This is a genomic window from Staphylococcus sp. HMSC072E01 (genome assembly GCF_001814125.1).
Taxonomy (GTDB): domain Bacteria; phylum Bacillota; class Bacilli; order Staphylococcales; family Staphylococcaceae; genus Staphylococcus; species Staphylococcus hominis.
This window is the reverse complement of record NZ_KV814962.1, coordinates 348,995-365,865: the sequence shown is the minus strand read 5'-3', so window position 1 is coordinate 365,865 and position 16,871 is coordinate 348,995. Positions and strand designations below refer to the sequence as shown.

The 16,871-nt window shown below is 34.7% G+C and carries 29 protein-coding genes and 1 pseudogene; all 30 read right to left on the bottom strand.

The window, feature by feature from the left end; genetic code table 11:
* Positions 1 to 1,951 precede the first annotated feature (1,951 nt).
* Positions 1,952 to 2,986: pseudogene (locus tag HMPREF2953_RS11780) on the bottom strand (phage tail tape measure protein); the annotation flags it as partial.
* Positions 2,987 to 3,506: 520 nt separating this feature from the next.
* Positions 3,507 to 3,650 carry a phage tail assembly chaperone GT gene (gpGT, locus tag HMPREF2953_RS11775; protein WP_371090983.1) on the bottom strand — a complete coding sequence of 48 codons (144 nt, stop codon included), beginning with the start codon at positions 3,648 to 3,650 and terminating at the stop codon, positions 3,507 to 3,509.
* 59 nt (positions 3,651 to 3,709) lie between these two features.
* Complete coding sequence (gene gpG / locus HMPREF2953_RS03740; RefSeq protein ID WP_070671873.1) at positions 3,710 to 4,081, bottom strand: phage tail assembly chaperone G; 372 nt, start codon at positions 4,079 to 4,081, stop codon at positions 3,710 to 3,712.
* Positions 4,082 to 4,148: 67 nt separating this feature from the next.
* Entirely contained in the window at positions 4,149 to 4,328 is a 180-nt protein-coding gene (locus HMPREF2953_RS03735; RefSeq protein WP_070671871.1) for a hypothetical protein, read from the bottom strand.
* A gap of 20 nt (positions 4,329 to 4,348) precedes the next feature.
* Complete coding sequence (locus HMPREF2953_RS03730) at positions 4,349 to 4,972, bottom strand: major tail protein (RefSeq protein ID WP_070671869.1); 624 nt, start codon at positions 4,970 to 4,972, stop codon at positions 4,349 to 4,351.
* A 12-nt stretch (positions 4,973 to 4,984) separates the two neighbouring features.
* Positions 4,985 to 5,380 carry a hypothetical protein gene (locus HMPREF2953_RS03725; protein WP_141754076.1) on the bottom strand — a complete coding sequence of 132 codons (396 nt, stop codon included), beginning with the start codon at positions 5,378 to 5,380 and terminating at the stop codon, positions 4,985 to 4,987.
* 20 nt (positions 5,381 to 5,400) lie between these two features.
* Entirely contained in the window at positions 5,401 to 5,790 is a 390-nt protein-coding gene (locus HMPREF2953_RS03720; protein WP_070671866.1) for an HK97 gp10 family phage protein, read from the bottom strand.
* Positions 5,780 to 6,148 (bottom strand): hypothetical protein, encoded by a 369-nt coding sequence (locus HMPREF2953_RS03715; RefSeq protein ID WP_070671864.1) that lies wholly within the window; start codon positions 6,146 to 6,148, stop codon positions 5,780 to 5,782. Before HMPREF2953_RS03715 ends, HMPREF2953_RS03720 begins: the two co-directional genes overlap by 11 nt.
* Positions 6,132 to 6,419 carry a hypothetical protein gene (locus HMPREF2953_RS03710; protein ID WP_070671861.1) on the bottom strand — a complete coding sequence of 96 codons (288 nt, stop codon included), beginning with the start codon at positions 6,417 to 6,419 and terminating at the stop codon, positions 6,132 to 6,134. The genes HMPREF2953_RS03715 and HMPREF2953_RS03710 overlap by 17 nt, the downstream gene beginning before the upstream one ends.
* A gap of 17 nt (positions 6,420 to 6,436) precedes the next feature.
* Positions 6,437 to 7,645, bottom strand: a complete 1,209-nt coding sequence (locus HMPREF2953_RS03705; RefSeq protein ID WP_070671859.1) for a phage major capsid protein — start codon at positions 7,643 to 7,645, stop codon at positions 6,437 to 6,439.
* A gap of 12 nt (positions 7,646 to 7,657) precedes the next feature.
* On the bottom strand, positions 7,658 to 8,371 hold the full coding sequence (locus HMPREF2953_RS03700) for a head maturation protease, ClpP-related (RefSeq protein WP_083310585.1): 714 nt from the start codon (positions 8,369 to 8,371) through the stop codon (positions 7,658 to 7,660).
* Positions 8,334 to 9,512, bottom strand: coding sequence for a phage portal protein (locus HMPREF2953_RS03695; protein ID WP_070671858.1), 1,179 nt, complete (start codon positions 9,510 to 9,512; stop codon positions 8,334 to 8,336). Before HMPREF2953_RS03695 ends, HMPREF2953_RS03700 begins: the two co-directional genes overlap by 38 nt.
* 19 nt (positions 9,513 to 9,531) lie before the next feature.
* Positions 9,532 to 11,199 (bottom strand): terminase TerL endonuclease subunit, encoded by a 1,668-nt coding sequence (locus HMPREF2953_RS03690; protein ID WP_070671855.1) that lies wholly within the window; start codon positions 11,197 to 11,199, stop codon positions 9,532 to 9,534.
* Positions 11,186 to 11,569: a hypothetical protein gene (locus HMPREF2953_RS03685; protein WP_083310583.1), complete on the bottom strand. Its 384-nt coding sequence runs from the start codon at positions 11,567 to 11,569 to the stop codon at positions 11,186 to 11,188. Before HMPREF2953_RS03685 ends, HMPREF2953_RS03690 begins: the two co-directional genes overlap by 14 nt.
* A 142-nt stretch (positions 11,570 to 11,711) precedes the next feature.
* A complete protein-coding gene (locus HMPREF2953_RS03680) occupies positions 11,712 to 12,011 on the bottom strand; it encodes an HNH endonuclease (RefSeq protein WP_070671989.1) in 300 nt (99 codons plus the stop codon).
* A gap of 529 nt (positions 12,012 to 12,540) precedes the next feature.
* The gene (locus HMPREF2953_RS03675) at positions 12,541 to 13,017 is read right to left on the bottom strand and encodes a hypothetical protein (protein ID WP_070671853.1); all 477 of its coding nucleotides are present in this window, start codon (positions 13,015 to 13,017) and stop codon (positions 12,541 to 12,543) included.
* Between the two features lie 13 nt (positions 13,018 to 13,030).
* Positions 13,031 to 13,219 (bottom strand): DUF1514 family protein, encoded by a 189-nt coding sequence (locus HMPREF2953_RS03670; protein ID WP_070671851.1) that lies wholly within the window; start codon positions 13,217 to 13,219, stop codon positions 13,031 to 13,033.
* A gap of 4 nt (positions 13,220 to 13,223) precedes the next feature.
* Positions 13,224 to 13,451, bottom strand: a complete 228-nt coding sequence (locus HMPREF2953_RS03665; RefSeq protein ID WP_070671849.1) for a hypothetical protein — start codon at positions 13,449 to 13,451, stop codon at positions 13,224 to 13,226.
* Positions 13,448 to 13,684: a hypothetical protein gene (locus HMPREF2953_RS03660; protein WP_070671848.1), complete on the bottom strand. Its 237-nt coding sequence runs from the start codon at positions 13,682 to 13,684 to the stop codon at positions 13,448 to 13,450. The genes HMPREF2953_RS03665 and HMPREF2953_RS03660 overlap by 4 nt, the downstream gene beginning before the upstream one ends.
* Positions 13,684 to 13,857: a hypothetical protein gene (locus HMPREF2953_RS11455; protein WP_176746030.1), complete on the bottom strand. Its 174-nt coding sequence runs from the start codon at positions 13,855 to 13,857 to the stop codon at positions 13,684 to 13,686. Before HMPREF2953_RS11455 ends, HMPREF2953_RS03660 begins: the two co-directional genes overlap by 1 nt.
* Positions 13,850 to 14,002 carry a hypothetical protein gene (locus HMPREF2953_RS11450; RefSeq protein ID WP_176746029.1) on the bottom strand — a complete coding sequence of 51 codons (153 nt, stop codon included), beginning with the start codon at positions 14,000 to 14,002 and terminating at the stop codon, positions 13,850 to 13,852. The genes HMPREF2953_RS11455 and HMPREF2953_RS11450 overlap by 8 nt, the downstream gene beginning before the upstream one ends.
* A gap of 5 nt (positions 14,003 to 14,007) precedes the next feature.
* A complete protein-coding gene (locus HMPREF2953_RS11225; protein WP_141754074.1) occupies positions 14,008 to 14,175 on the bottom strand; it encodes a DUF1381 domain-containing protein in 168 nt (55 codons plus the stop codon).
* Positions 14,145 to 14,405 carry a hypothetical protein gene (locus tag HMPREF2953_RS03655; protein WP_070671843.1) on the bottom strand — a complete coding sequence of 87 codons (261 nt, stop codon included), beginning with the start codon at positions 14,403 to 14,405 and terminating at the stop codon, positions 14,145 to 14,147. The genes HMPREF2953_RS11225 and HMPREF2953_RS03655 overlap by 31 nt, the downstream gene beginning before the upstream one ends.
* Positions 14,406 to 14,440: 35 nt before the next feature.
* On the bottom strand, positions 14,441 to 14,863 hold the full coding sequence (dut, locus tag HMPREF2953_RS03650) for a dUTP diphosphatase (protein WP_070671841.1): 423 nt from the start codon (positions 14,861 to 14,863) through the stop codon (positions 14,441 to 14,443).
* The gene (locus HMPREF2953_RS03645; protein ID WP_070671839.1) at positions 14,864 to 15,073 is read right to left on the bottom strand and encodes a hypothetical protein; all 210 of its coding nucleotides are present in this window, start codon (positions 15,071 to 15,073) and stop codon (positions 14,864 to 14,866) included.
* On the bottom strand, positions 15,063 to 15,326 hold the full coding sequence (locus tag HMPREF2953_RS03640; RefSeq protein WP_070671837.1) for a hypothetical protein: 264 nt from the start codon (positions 15,324 to 15,326) through the stop codon (positions 15,063 to 15,065). Before HMPREF2953_RS03640 ends, HMPREF2953_RS03645 begins: the two co-directional genes overlap by 11 nt.
* A complete protein-coding gene (locus HMPREF2953_RS03635) occupies positions 15,323 to 15,508 on the bottom strand; it encodes a hypothetical protein (RefSeq protein WP_070671835.1) in 186 nt (61 codons plus the stop codon). The genes HMPREF2953_RS03640 and HMPREF2953_RS03635 overlap by 4 nt, the downstream gene beginning before the upstream one ends.
* On the bottom strand, positions 15,505 to 16,221 hold the full coding sequence (locus HMPREF2953_RS03630) for an HNH endonuclease family protein (RefSeq protein WP_070671833.1): 717 nt from the start codon (positions 16,219 to 16,221) through the stop codon (positions 15,505 to 15,507). The genes HMPREF2953_RS03635 and HMPREF2953_RS03630 overlap by 4 nt, the downstream gene beginning before the upstream one ends.
* 2 nt (positions 16,222 to 16,223) lie before the next feature.
* Positions 16,224 to 16,670: a DUF3310 domain-containing protein gene (locus tag HMPREF2953_RS03625; RefSeq protein ID WP_070671831.1), complete on the bottom strand. Its 447-nt coding sequence runs from the start codon at positions 16,668 to 16,670 to the stop codon at positions 16,224 to 16,226.
* Entirely contained in the window at positions 16,658 to 16,870 is a 213-nt protein-coding gene (locus tag HMPREF2953_RS03620; protein WP_070671829.1) for a hypothetical protein, read from the bottom strand. The genes HMPREF2953_RS03625 and HMPREF2953_RS03620 overlap by 13 nt, the downstream gene beginning before the upstream one ends.
* Between the last annotated feature and the right edge of the window lies 1 nt (position 16,871).

Here is a 16,871-nt window from a genome sequence, read left to right as displayed (position 1 = left end):
AAGTGTTTCGATTAAGTTTACCTTTCGTAATATAACTTTGAGTATGGGTGCTTTCAGTACCAGTAGAGAGTTTTATTTCAGGTAACTTAGGCATATCTAATTTTCCAGCTACCCAGTTCACACCGCGAATTAATTTGTTTAAACCTTTTTTGACAGCATTTACCATTCCGGTAATATGGCCTTTGATTTTTCCAATAATATTTTTAAGTCCACCATTCATATTATTGAATGTTCTTCGAACGCTATTCCATAGTCCTTTAGCCATATTAACAGTTGAATTCTTAATACCACGCCATATATTAGACATAGTATTTTTAACTTTGTTGAATATATTACGAGTGCCATTAAATAAATTGCTCCAAGTTCTTTTAACACCGTTCCATAGTCCTTTGACTAATCTTACTGTTGTATTTTTTATATTACGCCAGACTCTACTCATGAAGTTTTTAACCTTATTGAAGATAGATCTAGTCCCGTTCCACAATGCGTTCCAACGATTTTTTACACCGTTCCACAAACTTTTTGCTAAACCTATTACTTTATTTTTTAAAGAACTCCAAAGTTTTACAACCCAATTTTTAAGTCTATTAAATATAGATTTCGTTACACTCCATAGTGCATTCCAGCGATTTTTAACGCCGTTGTATAGACCTTTAGCAAATCCAACAACTTTATTTTTGATAGATGACCATAATTTAATGACCCAATTTTTTAATTTTCCAAATATGGCTTTCGTAACATTCCATACTGATGTAAACCATTTCTTCACATTGTTATATATTGCTTTCACAGTTTTTGAAATGAAATTTTTAATACTATTAAAAATAAAACGTATAAATTTCAATACAGCACCAAAAATAGAACGCGTTATTGAAAGTATTCTCTTAAAGATAGTACTAATAATAGACCATATAAACTTCAGTACGGTTCCGATTACAGTTTTAACACCATTAAACGCCTTACTAATTATACTTTTGAAAAATCCACCAAATATTTTAACAACTTTGAGTATTTTGCCGATAAGCCAAAGTTGGATAAGATTCCATATAAGCGTCAATGCTCCACTGAATACTTGTTTAACACCATTCCAAACTTGTTTCCATTGTCCCGTAAATAATCCACTGAATATTTTTACGATACCTAATATAATGTCCAAAGCCCCGTTGATAATATTTTTAATATTATTCCAAGTATCAACTACTAAAGTCTTGATTAACGGCCATAAAAATTTCATGACTCCCCAGATAATCTGCATACCTATTTTGACTGCAGGAACAATCACATTCATAAACACCGTTTTTACAACGCCGCCTAATTCTTGTAGTATCGGCCATAAAAAGTTTTTAACTTCAGTAAATACTGTAACAATCGTATTCCAGATATTAGTTACAGCTTGCATGATAGTAGCGCCATTTTGATTCCAGAACTGACCTAACTTGAGTCCTATATCCTGACCAAATTGCCAAATGGCATTGAATACATCAATAAATACTTGTCTAATTTGCATTAAAGTTGCCGTTACTTTAATAGCTGTGGCTTTAGGCATAATTTTTGAAAGAATGTCTACGGTAGGTAAAGTATTCCCTGAAAATAGATTCTTCAACGCATTGAACACTACTTCAGCTGTATTCCGAAGGTTTTTAAATGCATTCACGACCGGACCTATAACTGTATTAACAATATTTCTAAATGTTTCAGATTTTTTATAAGCAATTACAAATGCTGTACCGATTGCTACTATTGCTGCAATTGCTAACCCTACCGGACCAAGCATGGATTTAAATGCGCCACCTACTAAAGTTAAACCTTTAGCAGCAAACGGTGCTTTAGTTCCTAGGAAATTCATTAAACCGCCAGCTTTTGTGATACCTGTCATCACAGGACCTATTGTAGTCATAATACTTCCTAGTGCTGCGGTAAACGCGCCTGTGGTTAAGATTAAAGGTCCTAAAGCTGCAGCGAATATACCTAACCCTACTACTCCTGTTTTCATCCAACCAGGCATATTTGTAAACTTATCAGCTAACATTGCAAGAAAATCAGCGGCTTTACGTATATGTGGTGCTAGAACATCACCTATACTAATCGCCAATGATTCTATAGCTGACTTCATTTTTCGAATCGAACCGCCAATACCACCTTCCATTTCGTCACTCATACGTTTAGAAGCACCTGTTGAGTTATCAATAGACTTAGTCAATTTTTTGTAGTCCTCATCTGAAGCATTGATGACAGCTAATGCACCACTCATTGCTTCTTTACCAAATATAGTAGCTGCAGCGCTTGCTTGTTGATCTTTAGATAAACCTTTAAATTTATCACGCAACTGTCCCATTACATCTCGCATAGGTAGCATTTTACCGTTACTGTCTGTTATAGATATACCTAACTCTTCCATTTTATCTTTCATAGCTTTTGTTGGTTTGGCCAAGTTAGTGAACATTGTACGTAATGCTGTACCGGCTTTTTCACCTTTTATCCCAGCATTACTCATAAGGCCAATAGCTATTGATGTATCTTCCACAGTATATCCCAACGCGCCTGCAACTGGAGCAGCATATTTAAACGCTTCGCCTAAACCACGTACATCTGTATTAGCTTTAGAACTTGTCTGTGCTAATACATCTGCAAATCGTCCACTATCTTTCGCTTTCATACCAAATGCTGTTAACGAGTCAGTAACGATGTCACTTACTGCACCCAAATCTTCACCTGATGCAGCTGCTAACTGCATGACACCATCGATACCGCCTAGCATATCTTTGGTATCCCAACCGGCCAAGGCCATGTAGTTAAGAGCTTCTGCTGATTCGGATGCACTAAACTTAGTTTTAGCTCCCATTTCAAGGGCTTTGTCTCTTAATTGTTGAAACTCGCCACCAGTAGCGCCCGATGTTGCTTTAACTTTACGCATTGAATCATCAAAATCAATACTCTTTTTAGCCGCAAGGCCGAATCCAGCTACAATAGGAGCTGTAACATACATAGACATGGAACGACCGACATTTTTCATCGATTCTCCGACACTGGTAAGTTTAGGTCCGATATCAGTAAACTTTTGACCTAATCGACCAAAACTACTATTAGAGACTCTAGCTGCTTCTTGCGCTTCTTTTTGGAATCTTTTGAAACCATCTACAGTTTGGTCTAGCTCGTGTTCGAGTCTATTTAATGTATCGGCTTGTTTATTATATTCAGTTCTTAATCTAACCGCTTTTGCGCTATTTGCACCTTGCTCTTTCGCAGTTTGCATATATTGATTACGCAGTTCTTTAACATTATTCCTCTGTTGCTTTGTCGCAGCATCTAACTCACGAATTCTATTTTTATAACTTGTCATAGACTTTTCTGAGTATTTAAAGTTGTTGCTCGATAATTTCAAGTCAGAATTCAATTGTCTAAAGCTGCGCCTAATGCCAGCTAATGTCGAGCCAATACCCATATCTTGCATAGATAGGTCAATCTGCAAACCTTTAATTCTTTCTGCCATATTTCCACCTCCTTACTTATAAATTGGTGAATGCGTCTAACATACTGTCTTTTTTATCAACTAATTTGCTTGGCTTCCTGCCATCTTCAATAACATCCATAAAAAAAGAAAAGGGCATGTCCAAGATATCGTTGATATCTTTCCCGCCCTCTTTCATCATGTCATATGCTACTTTTTTTAGATTTTGCTTATGTTCTGTCCATGTAATCACTTTATTATTTAAATCATCTTCGCTAATTGCTTTTTTCTCGCTTCATCCATTTGACCTTGAGCAATAAATTGTACTTGTGATTGAATCTCTTCAATTGCATCAGGTGCATGTAAACGATCTAATAAATCATCACTTGTAAATTGTTTGTTATATACATCTACTACAAAATCAGTCATACGTTTGAACATTTCTTTTTCTGTTAATTCGTTGCCGTCTTCAGAAGTACCTTCCATAATGTCAGTTGCTTCATAAATTTTACGGAATGGAATAAAGTTAGGTGTGAAATATGTCTCAACCTCAAAATCACCATTTTTACCTTCTTTAGCGTTACCTTCTTTATCTAATACTACTAGTTTAATGAAATTAATTTTTTTACTCATGTGTAAATCTCCTTTTAATATAATAATTTTTATTTACAAATAAAAAGAGGGCTATATGCCCTCAAAATTAGTCTTCAATCTTTTTAATCAATGGTTTACGTTGACGATTGTCGCTTGAAGAAAGCTCAAGAATACGTTCTTCGTCGATTTTTTTGTTGGCAGGACGTGGAAATGTCTTACCTTTTTCGTATAATTTCTCGTTATCTTGTAAATCTTTAAAAGTTTTTAATACTTCATATTTAGCCATTAAGTAAATCCTCCTTATAATTATGCTCCGATATCAGATGAAGCAGGTTCCTCAGAAACAGCCGCATTAGGGTGTAGTTTACCGAAAACTTTTTTCCAAATAGCATCACGCATAACAGTTACACCTTTTTCGTCACGACCTAGAAGCATTGTTTGTTCTTTATCAAAACCTTCAACTTCAGCAGGCATAAATTCAGCTGTAGATTGGTCTTGAGAGAATTCGACACCATCTTCTTTAGTTTGTCCACTAACTTCAGGGAATGTGAACATACCTTTAAGCAATCCAACATATTCAGACGCTCCAGTTTCTGTTGTTTTTTCGAAGATAACTGAAACATACGGTGGTGTATTATTACCTACACCAATCACACCATCATCAGATTTATCTAAACCGAACAACACTTCTCTATCTTCTATAGGTAAGTGATGGAATGTAGATTCTAATTCAACAGTTCCATTTGAAACTGCTAATTCAGCAACACTATTATCCCCATATGCTTTTTCAATAGATTGTTCTTTTGATACCTGAATTTCTTGTAAATATTTAATACGCTCAGGATCTGTTACACCTGAAACTTTCTCTGAATTTAAAGGCATATAGTAAAATCCTGTAATACCTGTAAATGAATTATATTTTTTTGCCATTCGTAATTCCTCCTATAAATTTAATTCAGAACGATAAAAGGTCCCCTCGTATCTTCGAGCGGACCTATACATTTTTGATTCTTCGTCGTATTCCGGTTTTGCATTTGATGTGTTTTCCATTTTCAATTGTTCTTTCATTAATCGTGAAATGTGATAACTGACTTTATTCCTTACAAAATACGCTTGATACTCCTCAGATTCAGGCACAAATACATCAATTTGTACTAGATAACTTAATGCAAGGTTATCATTATCAGCATATTCGACAGGTAATGTGTCATCAATCTCACTCATTACAATATAAGGTTTGGTCATGTCTGACGGTTCGGGGTACTCATAAAACTTAATACGATTGCCGACATATTTTTGTACTAACGCATCCTCAATAAGAACATTGTAAATTTCCATTAAAATATCCCTCAATCGCATCAACCCCTTTTCAACCTTTGTTTAACAATTTGGAAATAAGTCTCTTGACCACTTCTTAAAGCACGTTCTACCGCACCTTTTCCTCGGGGGTTAGGGTTCTTGATCGTACCAAATTCATTTAAATGAATAATTCTGTAGCGATCCTTAGGACCTTTCCAATGTATTTTAATAGTCCGAACACCATTTAAAGTGAAGGGTTTAGATAATTTTACTTCAGCTTTACTAGCGCCTGTGTCTTTAAAGGTTTCAAAGTTGCTTTTGATTTTTTGAACAATTACATGACCACCAGCAACTAAAGCTTCATCCACGATGCGTTTCATTTTTGCTTTACCATATCTGTTTTCAAGTTCGCGTTCCAGTTCCTTCATACCTTTTAATTTAATCGCCATTTGCTACACCTACTACTTTAATCATTTCTTTATTACTTGAATTAGGCGCAAAGTCGATTATTCTAAATGTAGAATTTTCATACAATCCATAAATAAGTTCGAACGTATCTGAGTGATTGATTCGATAATCAGTATGTGGATTTCTAAAATTAATCGTAATTTTATGAACACCAGTTATACCGTTTGTTTTTTCTAAATCTTTCGTAGAACTTTCATAAACTTCACAAAGCGTCGTAAATGCTTCTTTTTTCTTTTTACTTCCCGGAAACGGACCGTCATTTTCTACCATACGAAAAAAAGTAACGGGTACTCGTAAGTCTCCGCTACTTATTTTAGGTGGCTTATAATTCTTGTTCATAATCTACCTCCCTCATATTTTCAAGTGCGAAAGAGGTGATTTGACCTAGGAAGTTATCGTGGAAAAACTCTAAACTGTCATTATAAGCATACCTTGTACGCTCATATACAAGCTCAGCTCCACGGTTATTCTCATTCATATCAAATTCTTGGCAACGATATTTAATATCTTCATAGGATTGTTCGAGTAATGATTGTATATGCTCATCTTCGAACTTATGAAATATTTTTAATCGTCGCTTCATTTCTTTAACATGATTTTGAGTGATCATTTAATCACCCCTTTCAATTATGCGCCTACATCAGGTGATACTGAGTCAGCGGATGGTTTTGATGCGATATCCAAGTCGTAAACCAAAGCTACTTTATTATCGTCTGGCATACCGTGTGCAAACTGTTTTGCGATAAACACATCAGCATCTTCTAACGCAAGCGTTTGGTCATATGATTTGATTGTTACTGAGCCGGTTTGGACTGCATAATAACGACTTCCCACAACAAAAATGGCTTTATCAGGATCTACAAATTCTGATGCTACAACATCTACGTTAAATGGCAACGACGTTACCCAAGCACCGTTTACTGTTTGCATAGTGTTTTGTGCTTTTACATAGAATTGATCTGCTGGGTTAACTAGAAGTGTTACACCTGTACTTACGTCTACTTGCGCTCCATTCTCTTTAGTTGAAAGCGTCGTAAGCGCTTGTGCTAATTCATTAGCGGTAGTTTGAGCATCCGCGAATGTCAATGTCCCTGCTGATGCTTTATCAGTCGCGCCAGTAATAGTTACACCGTCTGTATCATATGTTAAATCTTTTGTTAGTCCATAAGGTTGGTTTGATGCTGCACCGTTACCTTTAACAATACCTTCTTCTAATTTAAGTGCCATCGCTTCCGCTAATTGTAAGCGAACATAACGCTCAATCCATTCTGGGCCAAACTCCAACATATCTTTAGGCACGATGGCAAATGCAGTTAATTTATTTTGTGAGAAATTCAATTCTTTAAAATTCGCTTGAATTTGCCCTTGAATCTTACCGAATACTTCTCCCCAAACAGCAGCACCTTTAGGGTCTCCAACGATTAAACGCGTTTTAATTCCAGCGATTTGAAAATTAATTTTAGATAATAGAGGTCGTGCTTTTTGCATATCTTCAAATACACGTAATACTGTAGATTCCGGTAAAACAACCTCTTCTTTGTAAGTGTCTAAGTTTGCGTCATCTTCTACTAAATTAGTAAAGAAACGTGATTCTTCAGCAGTAAGAATGTTTTCTCCACGATTCATACGCACTTGCTTATCTGTCGAAGTGTTATAAACTTCTTCGCGCGCTTCTTTTAACACTTCGTTCTGCAAATTAGAAGAGAAAGCAGCCATGTATTCCGCATATTTATTTTCAATCGTTTCAGGGTCAGCGTCATTTCTTACTGCCTCAAAATATTCATTCTTTAAATTTTCAACATCTTTGTTGATTGAATCTTTAAATTTTATTGTCATACTTTTTTCCTCCTATAAATAACGTTTTTTCTTTGGTTTGTTATTACTATTTTTGAAATTGGCTAATTGAATTTTTAACCCCTCGATTTCATTCTTCATTGCAATCATTTCACTATTGTTTTCCACATCTTCTTGAGCTTCTTTAGGTGTTTCAACCTTATCTTTCGTTTTGTCCGCAAAACCTTTGTCTACGGCATCTTTTGCTGTAAACCAAGTTTCGTCAGTCATGAGTTGTTCAATCTCTTCATTATCAAGTCCTGTTTTATCCTTATAAATTTCAACAATAGATGCATCCACTGTCTCTAAGGCATTTAGCGTCTTCTTAACGTCCGCCTTATTACCAATTGCGATGGTCGCTGCTTCATGAATCATCAGCGAAGCACCTTTGCTCATAATGAGCTCATCGGCCGCCATTGCAATGATAGATGCCGCACTTGCAGCCAAAGCAGTAACTTCAATTGTAATGTGTGAAGAGTGGTTTTTTAGATAATTATAAATTTCAATTCCTTGAAAGGCGTCACCACCAGGGCTGTTTAAACGAATTACAATATCTTTATCTACACCATCTAATACTTCGGCAATATCATGACTGTTAATAGTTTCATCGGCAAAGATAGAAGATTGAGCCACTGGTCCACTAAGAGTGAGAACAACTTTATCGTCTTTCATTTCGTTTTTAAAAGCATATTTAGACGTTGCTTTCATTAGCTCTTGTTTCGTCTTCATTTTCATTCTCACCCCCTTTCAATTCATCCTCTGGTTGATAGTTTTTAGTCAAAATAAAACGGTCTCCACCTTCAACAGGTGCAAGACCGAGCATTTCACGAACTTCATTTTGTTTAGCTGCGCTTGATGATATTAATTTGTCTACTTTTTCTGCATTCTTGATTGGATCTACCGTATTGATACCAACAACTTTTATACGTTTACCACTTAAAAATTCGCTTTCAGTAAAAAGTTTGCTATTCAATTCATCTTCGATTTTTGAAATTAAAGGATTAATGCAAAAATCTATATATGCACTCATAGCATTACTTAAATCTGCAACATCTCCATGTATTAAGTTCGATGGAATCCCTACAATTTTCGCAACATCATCAATAATCATACGTTTGACCTTTTGTAGATTCTCTCCGCCATTATCGTTACCGGTTGTGCTATCTTTCGACAATTCTTTATATTCGAATCCTGGTACTTGAGGTACGATTGCAACACCATTATTCTTAAATTGACTATAAATTTTATCAATATACTTTTGCAATCTTGTCATTTTTACATTATCGATATTTCCACCGCCAGAATCGACGCTAACAATACCTCTGATTTGATTTTTACGAAGTTGCGTATCCATCATACGTCCGAAAAGTTCTCCATAATCTGCAAATAAGCTCTCAACAAATCTTTGTAACTTATCGTTGTTATAATTTAAATATATAACTTCATTCATCCTAAAAGAACGTTCGAATTTGAAGTCTTTTACAATAATATCTTTAAAAACATCTTCGTAAACAGCAAATTCTTCTCTATAAAAATCATCAGCAATCAATAAGTCATCTGAGTCGCTTTTAATGATTAGAACCTCATTGTCATAAACCAATTTGTAAATAACTTTGTGCCAAAAATCAGTAGCACTTGAGTCTGTATTAGGTCTTACATTCAGTTTATAATACAATTTATCTTGCTTTAGTTCTTGATCATCTTTAACCCAAAATTCAGATTGGCTGAATGTTCGTGAAATAAAATTAATTACAGTTTCAATAGCCATACGCTTTAAATATGAACGATTGGCTGGGTCGTTTGCTAATTCTAAATCGAGCATATCTCTTAATTCTAAATTCCTCTTAAATACTGCATCCAGAAAACCCAATTAACCACCTCCTTTGTTACTAAAAATTAAGTTGATCTAATAAATCAAACGCTTTATCTAAATCGATTTCTTGTATTTCATCTATACTGTATAAAGCGTGTAAGAAAGCATGGAAACCATCAGTTTTACGTCTATGTTCATCTTTCTTGATGAATTCTTTATTGCCATCCTTTTTGACATGTACCGCAACATTGTTCGTATACCAACGCATTAATGGATTGTCTCCGAATATAATTCTATGATTTGCAAATAATGTTTCAATTCTAGGCGCTAACTTACTATGGACACCTCTTGGATTTCGTAATACTTCTATTTCAAACCCAGCTTCTTCAAATAAAGGTCGCATTAAATCCATACGGAAATTATCTGCAACTACTTTTTGAACAGCGTACTTTTCACGCATTTTTATAAACCAGTTGACAATGTGAGCAGGGTTTATTGAAGGCTCATCTACGATTGTTAAATGCCCCTGTCTTTCCCATTCTTTTATCGGAGGTTTTAACTGAGCTTGGTCAAGATATTCCTTGCGAGCAAAAGAATGAGAAATCCAAACAACATTATCACCTTGTTTGAATAACAAGCCTACTGCTGCAAAATCTTTGATACTAGCATAATCAACGCCTCCAATTGCAGTTTTATTTTTTAGTGGTGGTATATCACGACTTGTTGCAAGTACATCATCACGAGATGCTACAATTTTGCTAGAATCTTCTTCAGGTAGGTTCATTCGCTTAGTCATAAAATTTTCATAACCACTTGGGCTATGTTTCAAGTCGTTATATTGATTTAAAACTTTACGATAAAGGCGTTTGCCATAATCACTCATAGGTTCTTCAAACATAGGATTTGCTTTAGACCACTTAGATGGATCATCCTTCTCATCTTTATGATCTAATCGACAGATAAATGGAAACAACCGGTCATCTGTTGCCCTTCCTTCTAAAATATCGTTTGAACGTTCTTTCATTTTATCTAGGAAACCTTCACGCACGAATCCATCTGTACCAATAAAAAATTCTCTAGGATGCTTAACTTTACCTAAGCCACTAGAGAATACATCAACAATATCGTTATTTTCATACCTATGAACCTCATCATAAATTATAAATCCTTCACGACCACCATCTTTGCTTCCAGCATTACTTGTTGCATACTCAAACTTACTTTGCGTTTTAGTAGAAGTTATTCTAAGTTTTGTAGGGTCGAATACACCTTCACCTTCTACGTCATTGATTTTCCCTTCATATAAACCGTGTTTAATTATCATTCTATGCATTTCTTCAAATGACGTTTTCGCTTGTTTTTCTGTATTTGCAACAACAGTTCCGTCGTAATTATCAATACCATGTAACTCACTAATAAAGTATGTTGACAAGCCACTAATCAACCCGTTTTTACCTGAACCACGTGCTACCAACCAGAAAAATTGTTCAAAGTAAAGCTCGTCTTCTTCATCAAATAAAAAAACAAAAGCTATTAAAAATTTCTGGAAAGGTTGTAATTCAAAATAAAATCGTTCGATAAAAGCTATACATAGTTCGATTTGCTCATTATCAAAATATAAATCATCTCTATACAAGATATTGTTTTCTAAATGGTCTATAAGTTTCATCCTGTCTTTATTCAGTTTAATTTCACCATACTTATATTTATCGATATACCATTTAACATGTTTATTTATCTTCATTCAACATACTCCTTAAATTGCCAGTTTCTTTATCAACTACAACATCAATTTCGTCAGGTAGTAATTTTGATAATTGCATGATTATTTTTTGATAAGCAGCATCGCGTGAGTTAAATAACTTGGCGATAGGTCTTTCTCTTTCATAAGCAGGAGCATTTTCTGATTGAGTAAACAGCTCATAATCACCTTTTTCTTGAATATCCTTCCAAGCGTCATCTAATAAAATACGCATACGAGCACCTTGAACAATTAGACCTTGAGCCACTCTCTTTTTATCATCAGGTATTGATTTAAAAATTTTATCCAATCGCTGCTTTTCTTTTTGTACACGAGCTTCATGTTGTTTAATTTGTTCTTCAGTACGTTCCAATGTTATATCACCTCGTTTCAATTTATCTGGGAGGGGTCGTATGTGAAAATTTCACAATAAATGTCGGGAGAAGACTCCCCTGCCCCGTTTCCCCTTCAACAATTTAATCCAAAAACATTTAAGCGGGGGGCTATTTATTTTTTTACCACCATTCATCGCCAGTCCATTTTGTTTCTTTTTTAGGAAATGCTTTCCCTTTTTGATATCTATTATGCTTTTTATTATGACAACTCACACATAGCGTGACTAAATTATCCATATCGTAAGCTAAATCAGGATGACTATCTAACTCTTTAATATGGTCAACATCAAGAGACTTGTGTTTTGTGTAATCTATAGTTTTTACTATACCTTCCTTTTTGCATTCTTGGCATTCATAATTATCTCTTAGTAAAACTTTTTCTCTGAGTTCACGCCATTTTTTTGATTTATAAAATCTCATTGTTTCTTTATCTACATGACGATCACTTGTAGGTTTACTTTTACCATCATTAAACCATTCTCTTATAACTTGCTTGACTTTATCTTTATCAGGTCTATCACTGTTGTTCACACGTTCGATACACGTATCTATATCAGTATCCATTCTAACTATGTGATAGTTAGATACTCTATCTGTTATCTTCTTGGATAAATAAGTAGTAATGACATATAACTTACCTTTACTTATATGTTGAGTATAATCGAGCATCATATTGCGTATGAGTATACAAGTGTCATGAGCCTGTGGCATATAGTGCTGATACTCACTTAGTGTGATTGATTGTGATATAGCATCATAATTATAAACCATATCTTCATTAGTTATATGTTGCTTAACATATGTAGTCTTACCACTTGCAGGTGGACCATATACTATAATAATATCCACAAGCTCACCTCCATAATAAAAGACACACCACAAAAGTGATGTGTCCGTATATTCATATCGTGTTAACTCAATTATAAATCTTATATAAGTATATTAAAAATTAGTGTTGATGTTGCTTATTTTGTTGAAGTTGTTGATTGTGTTGTTGTTGTTGTTTGTGTTGTTTGTGTTGTTTGTGTTTTTCTTGTTGATTGAGATAACTGTTCACAATCTCATCAATTCTTTTGTTTAAGTTATCTCTACCAATCTTCATAATCTTTTTAACTTGAGTGAAGTTCTTCCCTTTCTTAAACTCATACAAGATATTAAGGTTCATATCATCATTTATCTTATGCTCATACTTATCTATAAACTCAACAACTTCTATGTGCTTGTACAACACTCTGTACAATGTGTCGTTACGTGTAACGATATTCAATACCTTATTTGAAGTATGTCCTTTACCTTTAGGCATAGTAGCCTCTATACCATATTGAGCAGTACCGTTACTTTCTTTAGTATATCCCTCGTCTACTAATCTATTTCTACGCCAATGGTATTCAAATATCATATCCCTTATTTGTTCGTGTGTGTACAAGTGATTACCTCCATTACTTAAAATGTTTCTTCGCTCTTTGTATTTCAAACTCCACATCTTCTATATCGCAATCTCTCACATACTTAGTAAACAGATACACATTCGTATATCTCTGTGCGTCTAACTCTTGACGTAACACTGTATTGTTACCTAATGTAATCAGTAATGCTATTGCTAAGATGATTGATATTGTTATCCACATAAAGTTAGTCCTCCTCAATATATGTGTTAAGTGTCAACACTTTAAATCCATATGCATATGCAATATCATTAGCTTCTTTAATACTTGAAAATCTTTTAGCTTCATGCGCATATTGTGTGACTTTTAATACAGTTTGTACTATTACATGACCACCATATACTTTAGTTTCTTCTTCATAGAAGTCACCATCATTAGTTTCAATTACATATTCTTGATTGATTAATTTGTTCATTGCTCACTATCCTTTCCTGGTGGTATTCTTGTGCCCTTATCTTTCGTTGGCTTAGATAGGCTTTTGTGACTACCAAGACACTTTGTAGGATTCATTGGTTTAGTTTCGAACGTTTTTAACTTGTTAGCATAATAATAGTTCTCTGACTTATTCGTACGGTTACGATCTATTTTATAAACGGTGTAACAAATCATTCCAACCACCACTACAATAGTTAATAATATCAATTCCACTACTCACTCACCTCCGCCTTAATTTTATTCAAATCAATCTGATCCCACTCACTAGCAAAATCTTTAGGTGCAGTATCAATATCATCTTCGCTTTCTAGCTTGATGATGAGTGGTTTAATAAGTAGGTATAGTAATTCTGCAAATAAAAGGTTAATTAATATACGTTTAATCATCTGCATCTTCTCCATGTTCGATATATTCTATAACGTGTTCCAATGCTGATTTATAAGTAAGTGTTATCGAATCTTCCTGCTTTAATTCTTCAATGTCGCTAATTACACTTTTTAATTTTTTGATTACTTCTTCACTACTTTTCATTTCGTTCACTCCTTATCAAATATCCCTATTTTTTTATATTCATCTTCTAGCCAACACCAATTTGTTTTAGGTGGTTTAACATAATTTAATAACCCTTCGTTTTTCTTTTTAGCTTCTTCCTTATCCTCTGCCTCTACCAACGTCATACGTTCATTCTCTCTAAATTGTGGCATGGTATCACTCCTTGATTTTTAACTACTATAATTGCTCTGTGCGAACCGTAATCTATATGAAGATCATTATCTACTTCCCAAAATCTTAAATAAGGTGTTATAGGTAGTTCTTTCAATTTAGGTAACTGTTCTGTCATTTCTAACCAGCTAGAACCTTTTACAACTTCCCCTAATTTGATACCTTTTTTGTGATGGTTCTTTTTCAAATACACTTTAGAATATTGCGTCACTTCCCCAGCACCTCTTTACTCTTTCTAATATGTCTTTACTCTCCTGTGCTTCCATACGCTCCTCTTTCCGACACTTCATCAAACTCTTGCACCTCCGTTGGCTCTGGTAACATTACTGGTGTAACAACCAACTGCGCTAAACGTGTTCCTGCTTTAACTACGATTGCCTCATCACCGATATTGTCTGTGATAATTCCAATCTCTTTGTTATATGTGTGATCAATTGTCCCAAGTGCTACACGTAATTTAGTTTTAAGTGAGTTGCCTGAACGTGGTCTCACTTGCGCCTCATATCCATACGCTAAATCAATCGCAATGTGTGTTGGTACTACTTTTGTACTGTGCGCTAGAATAGTTGTATCTTCTGCAACATATAAATCTAATCCACTATCTGTCGGATTTGCTCTTGTTGGCAAGATTGCTTTCTCACTTAGTTTTTTAATTGGTAAAATTCCCATTTATTGTTCCTCCAAATCACTTAATAAATTTTTAAAATCGTTAGTCCCGTCTAGTTGGTCCATGCGATATAAATCTTGTTCTACTCGATACAATTCGCCTGTACCTCTTTCGCCATTAGAAGTTTTAACGACGTGTTTTAAATGTGTATGAACTCTAATTAATTCTTCTTTAAACTCTATCCATGCACGTTTATAGTCTTTATCTTTCATGGTTGGACTCCATTTCATCAAACACACAATTTAATTTATAAATAAAACTATCGTTATCGTATAATACAAAACCGTTTAATCTTTGATTGTCAGCAGCTTCTTTTATCTTGTTGTATGCTTCCGCCTTCCTTTTCACTTCTGCCATATCATTGATGAGTTCGTCACGTTGTTTCTTATAAGCGTCACGTTCTCTTTTTACTTTCTTCAATCTAGCGTCCATAACACTAGATACAAATTTAGCTTCTGCGTTCATCTCATACACTCCCTGTTCTTATTCATATGTTCCCGTGCTACTTTCATCGTCACTCTACTTCCAGCTACCTTAACCACAAAGCCTTTGACACCTAACTCACGTAACTCATGTTGTATTTGTGTAGGTGTCTTACCTTGTGTAGCATAGCGATAGCGTTGGTTAATTGTGTTGCTAAGTATCATGCGTTCAACTCCTCATATTCGTCTGCCCACATGAACGCTCTATATCCGATTGAGTGATAGTTTTTTCGAGTATCATTACAGCAGTCATTGATAGTTTGTCTATTGTAAAGCGTCACTTTCTCAGCTTCTCTTGTGCTTTTAAACTCATCTAATAACTCGCCATCTTCTCCAATAAAAACAATGCCTCTACGTTTGCTTTTATGACCTGTAAGACAACCTAGTTCTTCTCTAGTTACCTTTACTAAATTTCTAGCTCGAACATCATATTTCAGTTCATTTTTAGCATGGACAACGTCATCATCAGTTAAATCTCCATAGAAAGTTTCATAGATAAGTCTGTTGGCACGATACTCTTTTCCTTGATACTTAATGTAAGAATAGCCTCTTTGTTCATATAAGAAGTAGTAACGCCAACCTGTATTAGTCTTGGCTCTAAATCTAGCATGATCACTTGCATATAAACCTTTTAATCTAGTTTCTCTCCACACTTCGTTAGGTATCTCTATTTGCTGGATAAGTTGGCGCTTCTCTTTAACAGATAAAGGTTCTCTAATGAAGTAACACTCTAACTTTTGGTTATATGTTCTATTTTGAATATATCTTGTAAGTGATGATGGTATAATGCCTAATACTTTATGAGCGTATTCAGTTGAAATGCGGGTAAGCCGATTGAATAACGGCTCCCACATATATACTGGCAATTTCTTGGCCATGCTTACCCCTCCAATACTTCGATAAATCTATTCGCATATTCTTTTAACTTTTGCTGATCCTGTAAGTCATTCTCTTTTCTACCTGTTCTAAGTGCATAACGTAATTGAGTGAACTTCATTGCACCTCTAAATTCTTCTTCGGTAAATTGTTGTTTACAAAATTCAATTAAGTCGATACCTTCATCGCTTGTATAATGATTAGGTTCTTTAACCATATCCACCTTACGAGTGAAAGGTTCTTTCACTCTGATAAAGTCATCGTTATCAGTTATCGTAAATGTACGTCCTGCTTGGTTTTCCACTTCTGCTTTCCAAACTGTTTTTAATCTCTTTTCTTCTGCATACACTTGATTGACAATCGCAGTCTGAAAAGCACTAAACTTTTTATTAGCACATTGGAACTGGACAATGTCATCTTTGTTAAGTTCTGCTACTCTTACGTTCTCCATTCGCCTATCCCCTTACCTTGTTCAATTTCAACGGGAACCTTGCCTTTACCATAGACAAGTTCCCAACCTCTTAATTTTTGCTTGTAGTATCTTTTACGAACAGTTGCATCTCCGACATCAAAATACTTATACACGTCACATAATCGATATTTCTTACCACCGATATACACATCTGGAATATTCTTATATCTATCGTACATA

Coding starts and splice junctions, on each gene's coding strand:
- gpGT (WP_371090983.1), bottom strand. CDS start 3,650: ATGATGAAAGAGGGCGGGAAAGATATCAACGATATCTTGGACATGCCC.
- HMPREF2953_RS03630 (WP_070671833.1), bottom strand. CDS start 16,221: ATGGCCAAGAAATTGCCAGTATATATGTGGGAGCCGTTATTCAATCGG.
- HMPREF2953_RS11455 (WP_176746030.1), bottom strand. CDS start 13,857: ATGATTAAACGTATATTAATTAACCTTTTATTTGCAGAATTACTATAC.
- HMPREF2953_RS03645 (WP_070671839.1), bottom strand. CDS start 15,073: ATGAAAGATAAAGACTATAAACGTGCATGGATAGAGTTTAAAGAAGAA.
- HMPREF2953_RS03730 (WP_070671869.1), bottom strand. CDS start 4,972: ATGGCAAAAAAATATAATTCATTTACAGGTATTACAGGATTTTACTAT.
- HMPREF2953_RS03725 (WP_141754076.1), bottom strand. CDS start 5,380: ATGGAAATTTACAATGTTCTTATTGAGGATGCGTTAGTACAAAAATAT.
- HMPREF2953_RS11450 (WP_176746029.1), bottom strand. CDS start 14,002: ATGAAAAGTAGTGAAGAAGTAATCAAAAAATTAAAAAGTGTAATTAGC.
- HMPREF2953_RS03715 (WP_070671864.1), bottom strand. CDS start 6,148: ATGAACAAGAATTATAAGCCACCTAAAATAAGTAGCGGAGACTTACGA.
- HMPREF2953_RS03680 (WP_070671989.1), bottom strand. CDS start 12,011: ATGAGATTTTATAAATCAAAAAAATGGCGTGAACTCAGAGAAAAAGTT.
- HMPREF2953_RS03625 (WP_070671831.1), bottom strand. CDS start 16,670: ATGGAGAACGTAAGAGTAGCAGAACTTAACAAAGATGACATTGTCCAG.
- HMPREF2953_RS03620 (WP_070671829.1), bottom strand. CDS start 16,870: ATGTACGATAGATATAAGAATATTCCAGATGTGTATATCGGTGGTAAG.
- HMPREF2953_RS03700 (WP_083310585.1), bottom strand. CDS start 8,371: ATGAAGACGAAACAAGAGCTAATGAAAGCAACGTCTAAATATGCTTTT.
- HMPREF2953_RS03640 (WP_070671837.1), bottom strand. CDS start 15,326: ATGAACGCAGAAGCTAAATTTGTATCTAGTGTTATGGACGCTAGATTG.
- HMPREF2953_RS03735 (WP_070671871.1), bottom strand. CDS start 4,328: ATGGCTAAATATGAAGTATTAAAAACTTTTAAAGATTTACAAGATAAC.
- HMPREF2953_RS03665 (WP_070671849.1), bottom strand. CDS start 13,451: ATGAACAAATTAATCAATCAAGAATATGTAATTGAAACTAATGATGGT.
- HMPREF2953_RS03710 (WP_070671861.1), bottom strand. CDS start 6,419: ATGATCACTCAAAATCATGTTAAAGAAATGAAGCGACGATTAAAAATA.
- HMPREF2953_RS03670 (WP_070671851.1), bottom strand. CDS start 13,219: ATGTGGATAACAATATCAATCATCTTAGCAATAGCATTACTGATTACA.
- HMPREF2953_RS03690 (WP_070671855.1), bottom strand. CDS start 11,199: ATGAAGATAAATAAACATGTTAAATGGTATATCGATAAATATAAGTAT.
- HMPREF2953_RS03705 (WP_070671859.1), bottom strand. CDS start 7,645: ATGACAATAAAATTTAAAGATTCAATCAACAAAGATGTTGAAAATTTA.
- HMPREF2953_RS03635 (WP_070671835.1), bottom strand. CDS start 15,508: ATGATACTTAGCAACACAATTAACCAACGCTATCGCTATGCTACACAA.
- gpG (WP_070671873.1), bottom strand. CDS start 4,081: ATGAGTAAAAAAATTAATTTCATTAAACTAGTAGTATTAGATAAAGAA.
- HMPREF2953_RS11225 (WP_141754074.1), bottom strand. CDS start 14,175: ATGCCACAATTTAGAGAGAATGAACGTATGACGTTGGTAGAGGCAGAG.
- dut (WP_070671841.1), bottom strand. CDS start 14,863: ATGGGAATTTTACCAATTAAAAAACTAAGTGAGAAAGCAATCTTGCCA.
- HMPREF2953_RS03720 (WP_070671866.1), bottom strand. CDS start 5,790: ATGGCGATTAAATTAAAAGGTATGAAGGAACTGGAACGCGAACTTGAA.